Source organism: Synechococcus sp. RS9909, from assembly GCF_014279595.1.
Lineage (GTDB): Bacteria > Cyanobacteriota > Cyanobacteriia > PCC-6307 > Cyanobiaceae > Synechococcus_C.
Window position 1 is genome coordinate 2,143,724 of the sequence record NZ_CP047943.1, and the last position, 14,515, is coordinate 2,158,238.

12 protein-coding genes are annotated in these 14,515 nt (G+C 63.1%); 8 read left to right on the forward strand and 4 right to left on the reverse strand.

The window, feature by feature from the left end:
• Positions 1-7: 7 nt before the first annotated feature.
• Together rpiA and SynRS9909_RS11395 are read right to left on the reverse strand one after the other, a co-directional pair.
• Positions 8-703 carry a ribose-5-phosphate isomerase RpiA gene (gene rpiA, locus SynRS9909_RS11390; protein WP_007101589.1) on the reverse strand — a complete coding sequence of 232 codons (696 nt, stop codon included), beginning with the start codon at positions 701-703 and terminating at the stop codon, positions 8-10.
• Positions 704-760: 57 nt separating this feature from the next.
• Complete coding sequence (locus tag SynRS9909_RS11395) at positions 761-1,870, reverse strand: trypsin-like peptidase domain-containing protein (protein ID WP_083774479.1); 1,110 nt, start codon at positions 1,868-1,870, stop codon at positions 761-763.
• 102 nt (positions 1,871-1,972) lie between these two features.
• On the opposite strand from SynRS9909_RS11395, the gene grrP reads away from it, so the two are divergent.
• Together grrP and grrA are read left to right on the forward strand one after the other, a co-directional pair.
• Positions 1,973-2,890, forward strand: coding sequence for an extracellular substrate binding-like orphan protein GrrP (gene grrP / locus SynRS9909_RS11400; RefSeq protein WP_007101587.1), 918 nt, complete (start codon positions 1,973-1,975; stop codon positions 2,888-2,890).
• A 73-nt stretch (positions 2,891-2,963) separates the two neighbouring features.
• Positions 2,964-3,329, forward strand: coding sequence for a GrrA/OscA1 family cyclophane-containing rSAM-modified RiPP (grrA, locus tag SynRS9909_RS11405; RefSeq protein ID WP_007101586.1), 366 nt, complete (start codon positions 2,964-2,966; stop codon positions 3,327-3,329).
• 13 nt (positions 3,330-3,342) lie between these two features.
• Here the strand turns inward: grrA and SynRS9909_RS11410 are convergent, their stop codons facing one another.
• Both SynRS9909_RS11410 and SynRS9909_RS11415 read right to left on the reverse strand, forming a co-directional pair.
• Positions 3,343-4,377 (reverse strand): mechanosensitive ion channel family protein, encoded by a 1,035-nt coding sequence (locus tag SynRS9909_RS11410; protein WP_007101585.1) that lies wholly within the window; start codon positions 4,375-4,377, stop codon positions 3,343-3,345.
• Between the two features lie 39 nt (positions 4,378-4,416).
• Positions 4,417-7,095 carry a glycosyl hydrolase family 18 protein gene (locus tag SynRS9909_RS11415; protein ID WP_255479151.1) on the reverse strand — a complete coding sequence of 893 codons (2,679 nt, stop codon included), beginning with the start codon at positions 7,093-7,095 and terminating at the stop codon, positions 4,417-4,419.
• Positions 7,096-7,288: 193 nt separating this feature from the next.
• Between SynRS9909_RS11415 and SynRS9909_RS11420 the strand changes: the two genes are divergently transcribed.
• The 6 genes from SynRS9909_RS11420 to infB all read left to right on the forward strand — a co-directional run bounded on the left by SynRS9909_RS11420 (position 7,289) and on the right by infB (position 14,496).
• On the forward strand, positions 7,289-7,558 hold the full coding sequence (locus tag SynRS9909_RS11420; protein WP_007101583.1) for a hypothetical protein: 270 nt from the start codon (positions 7,289-7,291) through the stop codon (positions 7,556-7,558).
• 97 nt (positions 7,559-7,655) lie between these two features.
• On the forward strand, positions 7,656-8,819 hold the full coding sequence (gene grrM, locus SynRS9909_RS11425) for a cyclophane-forming radical SAM/SPASM peptide maturase GrrM/OscB (RefSeq protein ID WP_050752489.1): 1,164 nt from the start codon (positions 7,656-7,658) through the stop codon (positions 8,817-8,819).
• A 116-nt stretch (positions 8,820-8,935) separates the two neighbouring features.
• Positions 8,936-9,403 carry a ribosome maturation factor RimP gene (rimP, locus tag SynRS9909_RS11430; protein ID WP_007101581.1) on the forward strand — a complete coding sequence of 156 codons (468 nt, stop codon included), beginning with the start codon at positions 8,936-8,938 and terminating at the stop codon, positions 9,401-9,403.
• A 49-nt stretch (positions 9,404-9,452) separates the two neighbouring features.
• Positions 9,453-10,844 carry a transcription termination factor NusA gene (nusA, locus tag SynRS9909_RS11435; protein ID WP_007101580.1) on the forward strand — a complete coding sequence of 464 codons (1,392 nt, stop codon included), beginning with the start codon at positions 9,453-9,455 and terminating at the stop codon, positions 10,842-10,844.
• Complete coding sequence (locus tag SynRS9909_RS11440) at positions 10,841-11,122, forward strand: YlxR family protein (RefSeq protein ID WP_038001092.1); 282 nt, start codon at positions 10,841-10,843, stop codon at positions 11,120-11,122. Before nusA ends, SynRS9909_RS11440 begins: the two co-directional genes overlap by 4 nt.
• A gap of 62 nt (positions 11,123-11,184) precedes the next feature.
• Positions 11,185-14,496 carry a translation initiation factor IF-2 gene (gene infB / locus SynRS9909_RS11445; RefSeq protein ID WP_007101578.1) on the forward strand — a complete coding sequence of 1,104 codons (3,312 nt, stop codon included), beginning with the start codon at positions 11,185-11,187 and terminating at the stop codon, positions 14,494-14,496.
• Positions 14,497-14,515 lie beyond the last annotated feature (19 nt).

Genomic DNA, 14,515 nt, shown 5'->3' on the forward strand with positions numbered 1-14,515 from the left:
CCGATCCTCAGCCTTGCCGCTCGAGCCGGCGGACGCCGGCCACCCCATCGGTGACCTCACCGACCAGCACCTCATCGGCCAGATCCACAAACAAACCGTTCTCGAGCACGCCGGGAATGTTGTTGATCGTCTGCTCCAGAGCGCGGGGGTCAGCAATGCCTTCGCCGAAGCGCACATCCAGCACCAGATTCCCCTGATCCGTCACCACGGGACCGGCTTTGCGGGTGGCCATCCGCAGCTCTGCCGCCCCACCCAGGCTGGCGAGACGCGCCTGAACCTGCCTCCAGGCTCCCGGGAGCACCTCCACGGGCAGCAGAAAGCCCAGGTTGAGGCGGTCCACCAATTTGGTGGCATCCACCACAACGATGAAACGCTCGGCGCGAGCGGCAACCAGTTTCTCCTGCACGTGGCAGGCACCGCCGCCCTTGATCAGTTGAAACGCCGGGTCCACTTCATCGGCTCCGTCGATGGCCAGGTCGATGCGCTCCACCGCATTGAGACTGCGCAGCGGGATTCCCAGCTCAGCCGCCAACACCTCGCCTTGAAACGACGTGGTGACACCGACGATGTCGCGCAGCTCACCGGCGGCCAGCTTGGCGCCAAGACCCTGGATCATCAGTGCGGCCGTGGAACCGGATCCCAGGCCGAGCACCATGCCGTCCTGGATCGCATCCACGGCGGCGGCGGCCACGGCCTGCTTCATCTGAGTCTGAAGATCCACCGGCGTCGAGCGGAAACTGGCGAGACCGTAGCAAGGGTTTCAGCCCAGGCCCGGAAGCGGTTCCGGTCGCACTGAGAGTTGCAACGACTCGCCGTTGCGGAGCACCTCCAGGGGCAGCGGCTCGCCGATCTGCGCCTGATCCACCTCCTGAAGCAGGGTCTGGGGATCACTCACAGGGTGCTGTGCCGCCGCGACCACCAGATCACCGCGCCGGAGTCCCGCCCGCTGCGCCGGACTATCGGGAAGCACGGTCTGCACCAGGGCACCGGAACGCTCCGGCAGCTGCACCAGCGCATTGGGATCCCGGTTGTGCTCCCGCGCCACCCGGGCGGTGAGGGGCACCAGCTGAAGACCGAGATACGGGTGTACGACCTGACCATCGGCCACCAGTTGATCCACCACGCGCCGGGCGAGATTGATCGGAATGGCGAAGCCGAGACCGGCCCCGGGGCCAGAACGCACCAGGGTGTTGATGCCGATCACCTCGCCCGCCGCATTCACCAGCGGGCCACCGGAATTGCCCGGGTTGATCGCGGCGTCGGTCTGGATCAGATCGAGACGCTTATCGGAAAAGCCAAGGCTGCTGATATTGCGATGCAAACTGCTGACAATTCCGAGCGTGACGGTCCTTTCGAGGCCATAGGGGGTGCCCAAGGCAATCGCCCAGTCGCCCACCTGCAGGGCTTCGGAATCGCCGAGATGGGCCGCCACCGGTCGATCACCTGAGGGCAGCCGCACAAGAGCCAGATCCGTGACCGGATCCGTGCCGATCACCCGGCCATCCCGTTGCTCCCCATCGGGAAGCGTCACGGTGACGAGGTCGGCGCGCTCCACCACGTGGGCATTCGTGAGGATCAACCCCTTGGCGTCAATCACCACGCCCGATCCCTGGCCCCGCTCCCGTTCCGGACCCATCCCCGGTTCGCCAAGAAGATCGCGCAGCAGGGGGTCGATCAGGGTGGGGTCGTAGGGCTGACGCTGGACGCGGCGCTCGGTATCGATCCGCACCACAGCCGGAGCCACCTGCCGCACGGCCTCCGCCACGAAGCTATGGGGCGCATCCACCGCCGCAGCCACAGCAGCCGAGGGGCTGCCGGTCCAGAGCAGCAGCACCAGCCACAGAGCCACCAACCGAAGCAACCACCCCATCGTCAACGGCAAACACGGGAAACCCCACGCTAGGGGCCGGGTGAGCGTGGACGAAATCACCGGGAGTGCCTATCCATTGAGGGTTGTCAGCCCACGGGCTTCATGGCCTTGCTCCGCCGCCCACTCCTCACCTTGCTCGCCATGGGCAGCACCCTCCTCGTGGCCTGCCAGAAACCCAAGGCCAACGACACGACCCCAACCACGTCCACCAATCCAGACGCGGCTCCGAGTGGTCAGCTGCGCGCCGTGGTGATTGGCGATGAGCTGCCGATGGTCCGCAAGACCGACACGGGCTTCGACGGACTCAGCTTCGTGGTGCTGGAGGCGATCCGCGACCAGCTGAATGCGGAACAAGGCGAAGGCCAGGCCGCGGTGACCTTGACCACCGCCAACGCCGCCGATGTGGAGAGTGGTCTGGAGATGATCCGCAGCGGCAAAGCCGACATTGCCTGCGGTGTGGGCTTCTCCTGGGAACGGCAGAAACAGTTCGATTACACGCTCCCCTTCGCCTCCAGCGGCATCCGCCTGCTGGCCCCGACCACGATCGATGGCACCCCGCAAAGCCTGGAAGGCCAGACCATCGGTGTGGTCGCCAACAGCGTGGCGGCCTCCGTTCTGGCCAACAACGTTGAGAACGCCAGCTTCCAGAGTTTCGCCACTCCGGCCGAGGCCCTCAAAGCCCTGAAGAAGGGCGATGTGAAACTGCTAGCCGGCGACAGCCTCTGGTTACGGGCCAACCAGAACGAGGCTGCCCCGAATGACGTGATTGTGCCGGCCGTGCCCTACGCCAGGGCGGCGATCGGCTGCATCGTGGGCGAATCGTCCTCGTCCCTGCTCGACACCAGCAACATCGCCATTGGTCGCTTGCTGCAGGCCTACGTGGATGGCAACCCGGAAGCGCGCAAGGAGATCAACGCCTGGATCGGCCAAGGCAGCGCCATCGGTCTCACCGACAGGCAGATCGGTCACTACTACCGGATGGTGCTGTCAACGGCGGCTGAATTCCAGCCAACCCCTTGAGCCTGGCTCGAGCTGAACAATGCTTGGCTCGCGTCATTTTGTCGTTTCCTTCCATCCACCACCCGCCTCAGCCATGAACAAAGTCACCCTTCTCAGCTTCTGCACGTTGATGGCAGCCAGCGCGGTCTGGCAGCAGCCTGCCGCAGGCTCCGGAGTGTTCAGCCAGCCCGACTGGACCAATCCCCTGGAGCAGCGCATCCGCAGGCTCCCGATCAGCAAACCCGGGCTCGGTGATGCCAACACAACAACCCTGGCGCGTTACTGGGGCAACGGTGGCGGCAGGGGTTGGGGCAACGGCGGCGGCCGGCGCTGGGGGAATGGCTGGGGCAATGGTTGGCGCAACGGCGGCTGGGGCAATGGCGGCTTCCGGAATGGCGGCTGGGGGAACGGAGGAATCGGCTGGGGCAATGGCGGCGGCGGCGTGATCCTGAACTGGTGAGCCACCCTGGCGATCAGCCCTGGAGCAGGGTGCGGGTTGGGAACGGCATCGAGGCGCCACAGCGTTCGACGGCTGCCCCGATTTCCAGCAACACTTTCTGCTGCAGGGCCCAGGCCTCCGCCAGGCTGGCCCCCTTGGCGTGACAGACCAAGCGGAGATTGAGACTGGAATCGCCGTATCCGATGAAATTAACGGCCAGGGTGCGGACCGGATCCACATCGACATCCGCTTGGAGCCATGCCTCCAATTCAGCCGTGAGGGCTTGGATCTTCTCACGATCAGCGTAATTCAGACCAAATTCAATCCAGATCCTGCGGTGATCAATTTCACTGATGTTGATCACTGGCTTGGCACTGAAGATCGCATTGGGCACAAACAGTGGTTGGCGATCAACAGAACGAAGACGGGTGTAAAACCAGCTGATATTTTCCACCGTTCCCGACAGCCCATCAGAGGGCAGATCGATGAAATCTCCCACCACAAAGGGACGATTGACATAGAGACCAAGGCCGCTGAGGGAGTTGGAAATGATGCTCTGGGCACCGAAGCCGATGGCAGCGGCACCAAAACCACCAGCCGTGATCAACACGGCCGCTGAAATGCCAAGGATGCGCATCACCTGCAGAACCAGGATCAGAACCGCAAGACTGAGCAGCAGCTTGCCGAACACATCCAATAAAAAGATTCGATCCCTGGGCTGCATCCCGGGCAGCAGGTGTTCACCATAACGATCAGGTTGACGGCCGATCTCCGTTTTCCAACGCAGAAGCGTCCAGGAGACGCCGACCACCGCGAAGAAGGCACGGCTCTCGAGCCCATCACGGGGAAGGTCAATGATTTCAGGGTCGAGCAAGGTGCCGACCCACCAACCCAACGCCGCCAGGATGCAGGTGACACTCACACTGAGCCGACTGGAGAGCAGCAGGTTGCGGCGGAGCGAGCCTGACGCGAAACGCCCTGCCAGTAGGTCGATGCCAATCCAGAGAGCCAGGGCCAGCCCCAGGCCTGTGAGCGGAATCTGCAGGTCGAACGGTAACGGCGTGATCACAGCGGGCCGAGCGAAACGAGCGGACCCTACCAATGGCGCTCAGACCAGGGACGTGAAGTCACTGAGTCCGAATTGACCATCGCCACCGAGCACCGCGTCAAAGGACACCCCCCGATTCAGCACGTCCTCGGGCGCCACACCGGCGCGCAGCAGATCGGATGCGGCTGCAAGCAGACTGTCATCACCACTGCTGTCATTGGAAAGAGCCCAGAACATCAGCCCCCCCAGGCCCTGGGCTTCGACATAGGCCGCTTTGCCGGCGATGGTGGCCGCCGTTTCGACTGAACTCCAGACCCCGGTCTGTTCGTTGTAAGCGAAGGCCGCTTTGGCGTCGTCGTCCCAGATCAGGTCATAGGAGCCATCCTCAATGCCGGTGAGCAGATCCTTCTGGTCGTAGCTCCCGGCCTCGAAGGATCCCGGAGCCATCCGAGCGGCACCGCTCTCACCGAGTCCGTACCGATCTCCCGGGTCCACACCGCCCCAGGCGCGGGTGTAGGCAGGAGCGCCAAGCACCACCTTGCTGAGATCCACACCATTGGAGCGGAATTGCTCCACAGCCGTCAGCACGTCATAACCACCGGGGTCGTTGGTCATGGCCGCTTGATGACCGGTCAGCGACTCCCAACCACCATGGAAGTCGTATGCCATCACATTGTAGAAATCAACGGAAGGATCGATTCCCGGCAAATTGAGATTGGCCAGCTTGTCTGCTCCACCGGCGGTCGCAATTGAAATGGAATAGCTCTCGCCACTACGCTGCTCGAGCGCATCAAGTTTCTGACGCAAGAGAGACAGCGTCAGCGCAAAGTTGGCGCCATCCTCAGCGCTGGCAGCATTGCCAGCCAGCCCACCACCGCCGGGATACTCCCAGTCAAAATCAACGGTATTAAAGAAATCATACTTCTCCAATGTCAGAATCACATTGTCGGTGAACTGCTCCCGCCCAGCGGCATCATCCAGCGCGAGGCTGAATTCATCCGACAAGGTCCAGCCGCCAAGGGCAAGGCCGAGATTGAGGCTTGGATTCAGCTGCTTCAACAGATCCAACTGACGCAAATTGCCAGCCAATGCGGTGGAGCTGTCCCAGCCCACCGGCACTCCACGCACTGACACCGAGCCATCAGCGTTGGTGCTGACCTGAAAATCGCCACTGTCGCGATAGGCCTGCAGGCGACTCTCTGGCAAAGCCGACCACTCGGAAGCCGTGAAGGTGCGATTCACCTGCTCATCAACCGAGAAGCGTTTATCGGTGGCCGCCCAGACATCAAAGAGATTAATGTCACCATTGGCCTTGACATCAAAGAAACTGTAGTTGAGGTGGGTCAACTGTTCAGCCTTGATGTCCTGCACCAGGAAATCGCGGGCATAAATCCCCCATTCCTCGAAGTAGGCCACCACCCGCTGACCCTGATCAGTCATCGGCTTCGAGCTCGGGAGCTCTGGGCTCGGGGCATCCGGTGTCTCGGCCTCGAGCGGATCTTCTGAGCCGGGATCCGGCTGTTCTGGCACCGGCAGTTCTGGCGTGACTGCCACCGGCGGAGCCTCGGGCTCCGATTGTTCCGGCACTGGCGGAGCCTCACCGGCAAAGAACAACGCATCCGTGAGGGCTCCACTCGTCGGCAGGCCCTCGCTCTCCGCGTTGAAACTCACCTCGATGCTCGCACCGGCGGCGATGCTGCTGTTCCAGGACGCTGGCGTCAGGGTCACGCGGTACGTTCCATCCGCCAGTGCCTCAACCTGGGCATCCCCGGCCCAGCTCTGGAATGCACGATGCGGGGTGATGAAACTGATCGACCAGTCCTCCACCGCCTGATCGCCCGTGTTGGTGATCGTGAGTCGGCCGCTCATCCCGCCCCAGTAGAGAGTGCCCCCCACCGACACGCTCAGCGGATCTGCGGGGTCCATACCGCTGTGGTCCATGGCGCTGTGATCCATGGCGTTGTGGTGCATGGCGTTGTGATCCATGGGTTCCGATGGCGACAGCCCGAGAGCAACCTGCGACGTTGTATCGGTGCCGAGACGGGTCTGGGAACCATCGGTGCTCGCAGCACCGACAGCCTCTGGTGTGAGAAGAATTGTGCGATCGGCAAGGCTGAGGTCGGCGGCTTCAAAACCGAACACAGCCTCGAGATTGTCTTCCTCGATCTGATCAAAGTGGAACACGAGATTCCGCCCGACAAGGTCCGTGCTTTCCACGCCGACCAGGAGAACACTCTGACCCGATGGCTGCACGGAAATCAACAAGCCATCCGCGGTGTCAACCGCCGAAAGACGCTCTCGTGTGCCGAGATAGAGAAAATTCAACTGATCCCTGGAGGGATCAAAACCCTCCACCCGCTCCTGCACACCGAACTCATGGGAGCGCACATACACAGTGCGCTCCGGATTGGGCCATGTATTCCCAGGACCAACCCCCAATTCCCAGGAGAGCACGCCACCAATGTCCTCGCGCAGATGCTCATTACCAACCGGAGCGATGTTCTCCAAAGACAACTGATCCCATCGAATCGGCTGACCCGCCTCATCCAGGATCCTCTGATAATCAGCGTCCTGCCAAGGGTTCACGATCACAGCCGAGCCATCAGGGAGCTTGCCCAGGATCAAACCGTGCACGGAGATCTCACCGAAATCCAAACGGTCGCGCAAAGGGTCAAACCCGTGCAGATCGCTTCCAGAGGGATTGACACTGACGTCACGGCCTCCCAGCGAAAGAGACATCACAAGGCGATTCATCTGTTCCTATCTTCATCCTTCAGAGAGGAGGATTGCCACATCTCCAATAAAAGTTTCTGCCAACACTTTGCGGCGCCTCAGCCAGCATTCAGGCCATTCTCAGAAAGGCCTCGTCGCGCTGCCCGCGAGCAAGCGCCCATCATTCGGTTTAGCTTGCTGAGCGAGCAAGAGCACAGCCATGCCCGACCCCTCCAGCACCCGTCTCCGCTGCGAGCTCTGCCAGGTGGAGATCGACCGCCAGCCTGGACTCCCGGATCAGGTGCTGTTCAGCCGGGGGCCCAGCGGCAGCCGCAGCAAACTCTGGGCACGCGTCTGCCAGTACCTCACCTCCGCTGAACAGAAAGGACGTTGCATCAATCAGGACCCCATGCTGCGCGGCGAAGAAAAGCCTGGAGACCGCTACGAGGACCTACCGGCGATTGATCTGGGCAACCAAGCGGCGGGGTGATCCCTCCACCGTTGTGGACAGACCAGAGAAATCTCCCTAAGCAGGGACTGTGGCGGCCTGTGGGTGTGAGCTGATGATGGGAACGATGCCAACGGCCATGCCTCACCAGGTCGAACAAGCCAACCTGCAGACGTCCGACTGCGGGCCGATCGGCCTCCTGGTGATCCAGGCCACATCACTCTGCAATCTCGACTGCGACTACTGCTATCTCCCGGATCGACAGAAACGCCATCTCTTCGATCTCAACAAGCTCCCCACGCTGCTGCAACGCATCTACGAAAGCCCCTATTGGGGGCCGGAGCTTTCGATTCTCTGGCACGCCGGTGAACCACTGACCCTCCCGCCCTCCTATTACGACGAAGCGTCACGACTTCTGAAGCTCCACACGGCTGATCTGCGAGCACAAGGGGTGAGGATCGAACAACATGTGCAAACCAATGCCACGCTGATCAATCGCGAGTGGTGCGACTGCTTTCAACGCAACCAGATCATCGTGGGGGTCAGCCTCGATGGTCCCGAGGACATTCACGACGCCCATCGTCGATTTCGCAATCAACAGGGCTCCCATGCCCTCACCATGCAAGGAATTCGCACACTTCAAGAGCAAGGCGTGCCCTTCCATGCCATTGCTGTGATCACCAGCGCCGCTATGAAGGAGCCGGAACGGATGTATACCTTCTTCCGCGATCATGGCATTCATCAGCTTGGCTTCAACGTGGAAGAGCAGGAGGGCGTCCACACCCATTCGTCCATGCAAGGGCGCGATCGAGAAGAGCAATACCGACACTTTCTGACCTGTTTCTGGAACTACAACCGTCGCGATGGATTTCCGATCCATCTGCGCGAGTTTGACCAGATTCTTGGTCTGCTTCAGGGAGAGCAACGTTTGACTCAGAATGAAATGAATCGGCCCTACGCCATCCTCAGCGTGGATGCATCGGGCGCTTTCTCAACCTTTGACCCTGAACTGCTGTCTGTTCAAACAGAACGCTATGGGCTGTTCAACCTCGGCAACATCGACACCGTCTCGCTTGAGGCGGCGACCAACGCTGCAACCTTTCAGACGTTGTGGCACGACATGCGCTCTGGCATGCAGCGTTGCCGTGACAGCTGCGAGTACTTCGGCTTCTGTGGAGGCGGCAATGGCAGCAACAAATACTGGGAGCACGGCACCCTGAACGCCAGCGAGACCTGTGCCTGCCGCTTTTCCAGCCAGATTCCGGTGGACGTGGTGGTGGAACGACTGGAGGCGGAAGGCTGATCCACCCGAACGGCCATCGCCTACATTCGATCCAGGCCTGGTGAGTTCCTCTCTCCGGGAGGGTGATCCCTGCATCCACCATCGGGCCTGCGCCCGAGACACCTTCCCCGTCTGCCTTGCCCCATCCACTTCTGCCGGATCTCACCGCCGTGGCAGCCTCCACGGCTCAGGCCCACGGTTTCGAGCTGGCCGATGTGCAAGTGATGACGCACCTGCAGCCGATGACGCTGCAGATTCAGATCCGCCGCTCCAACGGTGATGACGTCAGCCTGGATGACTGCGCCCGGCTGAGTGCTCCCATGGGCGACGCGATCGACAACGCCGCCCTGCCCATCGAGGCGTATGTTCTGGAAATCAGCAGCCCCGGCATCGGAGATCAGCTCCAGACCGATCGGGACTTCCGGACGTTTCGCAGCTATCCCATCGAAGTGATCTATCGCGATGACGAAGGCGGGGAGCAACGGCAGCAGGGTTCCCTGCTCGAACGCACCGATGAGCACATCCATCTGAATGTTCGGGGCCGCATCAAACGGATCTCCCGTCAGGCGGTGATCGCCGTCCAGCTCACCAGTCCGTCGGGCTGAACCAGCAGCACTCTCGACCCTCCCCACCCCTTTCCACTGATCCGCACCGATGGCACTCGTTCTCCTTCCCGGCCTCAGCAACCTGATCGATGACATCAGCGAAGAAAAAAAACTGCCTCCCCAGGTGGTGGAAGCGGCTCTGCGGGAAGCCTTGCTCAAAGGCTATGAGCGATACCGCCGCACCCTGTATCTCGGGATTAGCGACGACCCCTTCGACGAGGAATACTTCAGCAATTTCGATGTCGCCCTCGATCTGGAGGAGGAGGGGTATCGGGTGCTCGCCAGCAAAATCATCGTGGAGGAGGTGGAAAGCGACGACCACCAGATCGCCCTTGCCGAAGTGATGCAAGTCGCCGATGACGCCCAGGTGGGCGACACCGTGGTGCTGGATGTCACACCGGAAAAGGAAGACTTCGGTCGCATGGCCGCTGCCACCACCAAACAGGTGCTGGCCCAGAAACTGCGCGATCAACAGCGCCGGATGATTCAGGAGGAATTCGCAGACCTGGAGGATCCCGTGCTCACGGCACGGGTGATTCGCTTCGAGCGCCAGTCGGTGATCATGGCGGTCAGCTCCGGGCTGGGACGACCGGAGGTGGAGGCTGAACTGCCGCGGCGCGATCAGCTGCCCAACGACAACTACCGGGCCAATGCCACCTTCAAGGTCTTCCTGAAGGAAGTGAGTGAAGTGCCACGCCGGGGTCCCCAACTGTTCGTCAGCCGGGCCAATGCGGGTCTGGTGGTGTACCTGTTTGAAAACGAAGTACCCGAGATTCAGGAAGGTTCCGTGCGGATCGTGGCTGTGGCACGGGAAGCCAATCCGCCCTCCCGATCTGTCGGGCCGCGCACGAAAGTGGCTGTCGACAGCATCGAACGGGAGGTGGATCCGGTGGGTGCCTGCATCGGCGCGCGGGGTTCGCGCATTCAGCAGGTGGTGAACGAGCTGCGGGGCGAGAAAATTGACGTGATCCGCTGGTCAGCCGACCCCGGGCAGTACATCGCCAATTCCCTCAGCCCGGCCCGCGTCGATGTGGTGCGTCTCGTCGACCCCGAAGGACAACACGCCCACGTGCTGGTGCCACCCGATCAGCTGAGCCTGGCGATCGGCCGCGAGGGCCAGAACGTGCGACTGGCAGCGCGATTGACCGGTTGGAAAATCGATATCAAGAACGCCGCCGAATACGACCAGACCGCGGAAGATGCGGTGGTGGCGGAATTGATCTCCCAGCGGCAGGAAGAGGAAGCCCTGCAGCGGCAAGCGGAGGAGCGACTCGCAGCGGAGCAGGCAGCCCGGGCCGAGGAGGATGCCCGTCTGCGGGAGCTCTATCCCCTGCCGGAAGACGCCGAAGATTATGGTGAAGACGAGACCGAGGCAGTGGCAGAGGAGCCTGCTGACAACGTCCAGGCCGATGGGGAAAACAACGAGGACGGAACCCGGTGAAGACTCCTCGCCCCGTCCTGCGTCGCTGCGTAGCCTGTCGTCAATTGCTGGATCGCCGCCAGCTCTGGCGCGTGATCCGCGACCACCGGGATGGGGTTCTCCTCGATGTTGGGATGGGCCGATCGGCTTATCTCTGTCCTAAGGAGACCTGTCTGGAGGAGGCGCGCCGACGCAAACGTTTGCAGAAGGCCCTGCGTTGCCAGGTGCCCGACAACGTTGTTGAGGTGCTGCAGGAGCGGCTCTCCCTTCATCAGGGCACAGCCGCTGAGGCAAGATGACCATTGGCCCCACCTGGGTGGAGCCCCGAGGCACACCGTGCCCGGACCGACCGGAGACCTGAATGACCAGCAGCGGCAAAGTCAGAATTTATGAGCTGTCCAAGGACCTTGGCCTGGACAACAAGGACGTGCTTGATGCCGCTGAAAAGCTGTCCATTGCGGCCAAGAGCCACAGCAGCTCCATCAGCGACGGGGAGGCCACAAAGATCCGCAATCTGTTGAGGCAGGGTGGCCAGGCCGCTGCAGCTGCTCCGAGCAAGCCCACTGCCGGCAAAGCCATCCTCTCCGTGCGCAAGGCGGAGGCTCCCTCCTCCCGGCCAACCCGACCGGCCGAGCCAGCCGCAGCGAGTCAACCGGAGGGCTCACGCCAACCGGCGTCACCTCAGAAGCCTGCACCGCAAAAACCCGCTCCCCAGAAGCCTGTCGCCCAGCAACCGCTGCCCCAAAAGCCTGTGGTCCGCCAGCCCCAGGCCAAACCGGCAGCTCCAGCGCCTGCGCCGGCCCGTCCGGCTGCTGCCAGTCCGAAGCCCCAGCCACCCGCCCCACGTCCGGCCGCGCCCAGCCCAAGACCGGTGCAGGCCAAAGGCGGCGGCGCCGGTCGACCGAGTGCGCCAGCACCGGTGAAACGCACCGCCCCGGCACCCCAGCGTCCTGCCAAACCAGAGCTGGTGGGTCGTCCCCAATCCAACAAGCCAGCGGCGGGCGCCCCGGCTCGCCCCCAGGGGCAGCGCCCGGGTGTCAGCCCCCGGCCCGTGGCTCCTTCGGCCCAGAACCAGCGCCCAGCGATGCCCCAGAGGCCGGGAGCGCCGCAACGACCGGGTGCACCGCAACGGCCAGGGGCGCCGCAGCGGCCGACGTCCCCTCGCGGTGGCGCCCGCCCCAATGCCGGGCGACCGGGCCAACCCCGTTCCGGTGGTGGTCTGGAGCTGGTGGGCAAACCGATCCGCAGGGATGGCCCTGGCGGCAGCGGTGCTAGCGGCAGAGACGGCAATGCCGGCGGCCGTCCCTCGGCACCGCTGAGGCCCGGTTCCCCCGGTGGCATGCGGAAGCCCGTGGCTCCGGGCGAGCTCATGCAGCTGCAGAAACCGTCCGGTCGCCCTGGGGCACCACCACCGCGCCGTCCGGACGGCACTGCAGTCGCCCCCCGCGGCCAGGGAGGCGAGGCAGGCAAGGCCGTGCCGCCGGTGAACCGGCCGAATGCCCCCTCACCGACCGCACCTCCCCGTCGCCCTGGTTACCGCCCCGGCCCTGGAGCCGGCGGTCAACGTCGCCCCGGACGACCCGATTGGGATGACAGCGCCAAGTTGGAAGCGCTGCGCAGTCGCTCCCCCCAGAAACAGCGGCAAAAAGTGCACATCATCGGGGAAAACGATGATGCACTCACGGCCGAAACCGGTGGTTACGCCGGCGAGCAGCAGGCGATGGTGCTGTCGGCGAGCCTGGCCCGCCCTGCCAAACCACGCTCCCAGCAGAAGGCCACACCCAAACCGGTGGCCGCCATGCGCAAGCGCCGCAAGGAAACCACCCGTCAACGGCAACGGCGTCGGGCCATGGAACTGCGCGCCGCCCGCGAAGCCAAACAGGTGCGGCCGGAGATGCTGATCATTCCGGAAGACAACCTCACGGTGCAGGAACTGGCCGACATGCTCAGTGTCGAAAGTTCCGAAATCATCAAATCCCTCTTCTTTAAAGGCATCATCGCCACGGTCACCCAGACCCTCGACATGCCGACGATCGAGACGGTGGCGGAGGAATTCGGCGTGCCTGTACTTCAGGACGACGTCGAGGAAGCGGCCAAAAAGACTGTGGAGATGATCGAAGAGGAGGATCTGGCCCACCTGATCCGCAGGCCTCCCGTGGTCACGGTCATGGGACACGTCGACCACGGCAAGACCAGCCTCCTCGATGCGATCCGCAAAGCGCGCGTGGCGGCCGGCGAGGCCGGTGGCATCACCCAGCACATCGGTGCTTACCAGGTGGAGATCGAGCACAGCGGCGAACCACGCCGCATCACCTTCCTCGACACACCGGGCCACGAAGCCTTCACCGCCATGCGCGCCCGCGGCACCAAGGTGACCGACGTGGCCGTGCTGGTGGTGGCGGCCGATGACGGTGTCCGCCCCCAGACCCTGGAAGCGATCAGCCATGCCCGGGCCGCTGAGGTGCCGATCGTGGTGGCGATCAACAAGATCGACAAGGAAGGGGCCTCACCCGACCGGGTCAAACAGGAGCTCTCGGATCAGAACCTGCTCGCCGAGGAATGGGGTGGCGATGTGGTGATGGTGCCCGTGAGTGCGATCAAGGGCGAGAACATCGACAAACTGCTGGAGATGATCCTGCTGGTCACCGAGGTGGAAGACCTGCAGGCCAACCCCGACCGCCTGGCGAAGGGCACCGTGATCGAAGCCCACCTCGACAAGGCCAAGGGCCCTGTGGCCACATTGCTGATTCAGAACGGCACCCTGCGCACCGGCGACGTGGTGGCGGCGGGGCCTGTGCTCGGCAAAGTGCGCGCCATGGTCGATGATGCCGGTGCCCGTCTCAAGGCAGCCGGACCTTCCTGCGCGGTCGAAGCGCTCGGTTTCAGCGAAGTGCCTACGGCCGGCGATGAATTCGAGGTCTACCCCGATGAGAAATCCGCCCGGGCTGTGGTGGGTGATCGGGCTTCCGATGCCCGCGCCACCCGCCTGGCCCAGCAGATGGCCTCGCGCCGTGTGTCGTTGGCGGCCATGTCTGGCCAGGCCAGCGAAGGGGAGCTCAAGGAACTCAACCTCATCCTCAAAGCGGATGTTCAGGGCAGCGTGGAGGCGATCCTCGGCTCCCTCGAGCAATTGCCCAAGGACGAGGTGCAGGTGCGCGTGCTGCTCTCGGCACCGGGTGAGATCACCGAGACCGATGTGGATCTGGCCGCCGCCTCCGGTGCCGTGATCGTGGGCTTCAACACCTCGATGGCCTCGGGCGCCAAACGGGCCGCAGACGCCACCGGTGTGGACGTCCGCGACTACGACGTGATCTACAAGCTGCTGGAAGACATCCAGATGGCGATGGAAGGCCTGCTGGAGCCGGAAATGGTCGAGGAATCTCTTGGCGAAGCCGAGGTTCGGGCCGTGTTCACAATCGGCAAGAGTGCCGTGGCTGGTTGCTACGTCACCAACGGCAAGTTGCAACGCAACTGCAAAGTGCGGGTGCATCGCGGCAAGGAGATCGTGTTTGCGGGCGATCTCGACTCATTGCGTCGCAACAAGGACGACGTTAAGGAGGTGGCCACCGGCTTCGAGTGTGGTGTGGGCTGCGATCGCTTCGCGAACTGGCAGGAAGGCGACCGGATTGAGGGCTTCAAGATGGTGACCCAGCGCAGAAAGCTCAGCACCTGACCCCTCGCCCCCAGCCACC

Excerpts from the sequence above, each read along its gene's own strand:
- rpiA (WP_007101589.1), bottom strand. The coding sequence starts at position 703 with ATGAAGCAGGCCGTGGCCGCCGCCGCCGTGGATGCGATCCAGGACGGC.
- SynRS9909_RS11395 (WP_083774479.1), bottom strand. The coding sequence starts at position 1,870 with ATGGGGTGGTTGCTTCGGTTGGTGGCTCTGTGGCTGGTGCTGCTGCTC.
- grrP (WP_007101587.1), top strand. The coding sequence starts at position 1,973 with ATGGCCTTGCTCCGCCGCCCACTCCTCACCTTGCTCGCCATGGGCAGC.
- grrA (WP_007101586.1), top strand. The coding sequence starts at position 2,964 with ATGAACAAAGTCACCCTTCTCAGCTTCTGCACGTTGATGGCAGCCAGC.
- SynRS9909_RS11415 (WP_255479151.1), bottom strand. The coding sequence starts at position 7,095 with ATGTCTCTTTCGCTGGGAGGCCGTGACGTCAGTGTCAATCCCTCTGGA.
- SynRS9909_RS11420 (WP_007101583.1), top strand. The coding sequence starts at position 7,289 with ATGCCCGACCCCTCCAGCACCCGTCTCCGCTGCGAGCTCTGCCAGGTG.
- grrM (WP_050752489.1), top strand. The coding sequence starts at position 7,656 with ATGCCTCACCAGGTCGAACAAGCCAACCTGCAGACGTCCGACTGCGGG.
- nusA (WP_007101580.1), top strand. The coding sequence starts at position 9,453 with ATGGCACTCGTTCTCCTTCCCGGCCTCAGCAACCTGATCGATGACATC.
- infB (WP_007101578.1), top strand. The coding sequence starts at position 11,185 with ATGACCAGCAGCGGCAAAGTCAGAATTTATGAGCTGTCCAAGGACCTT.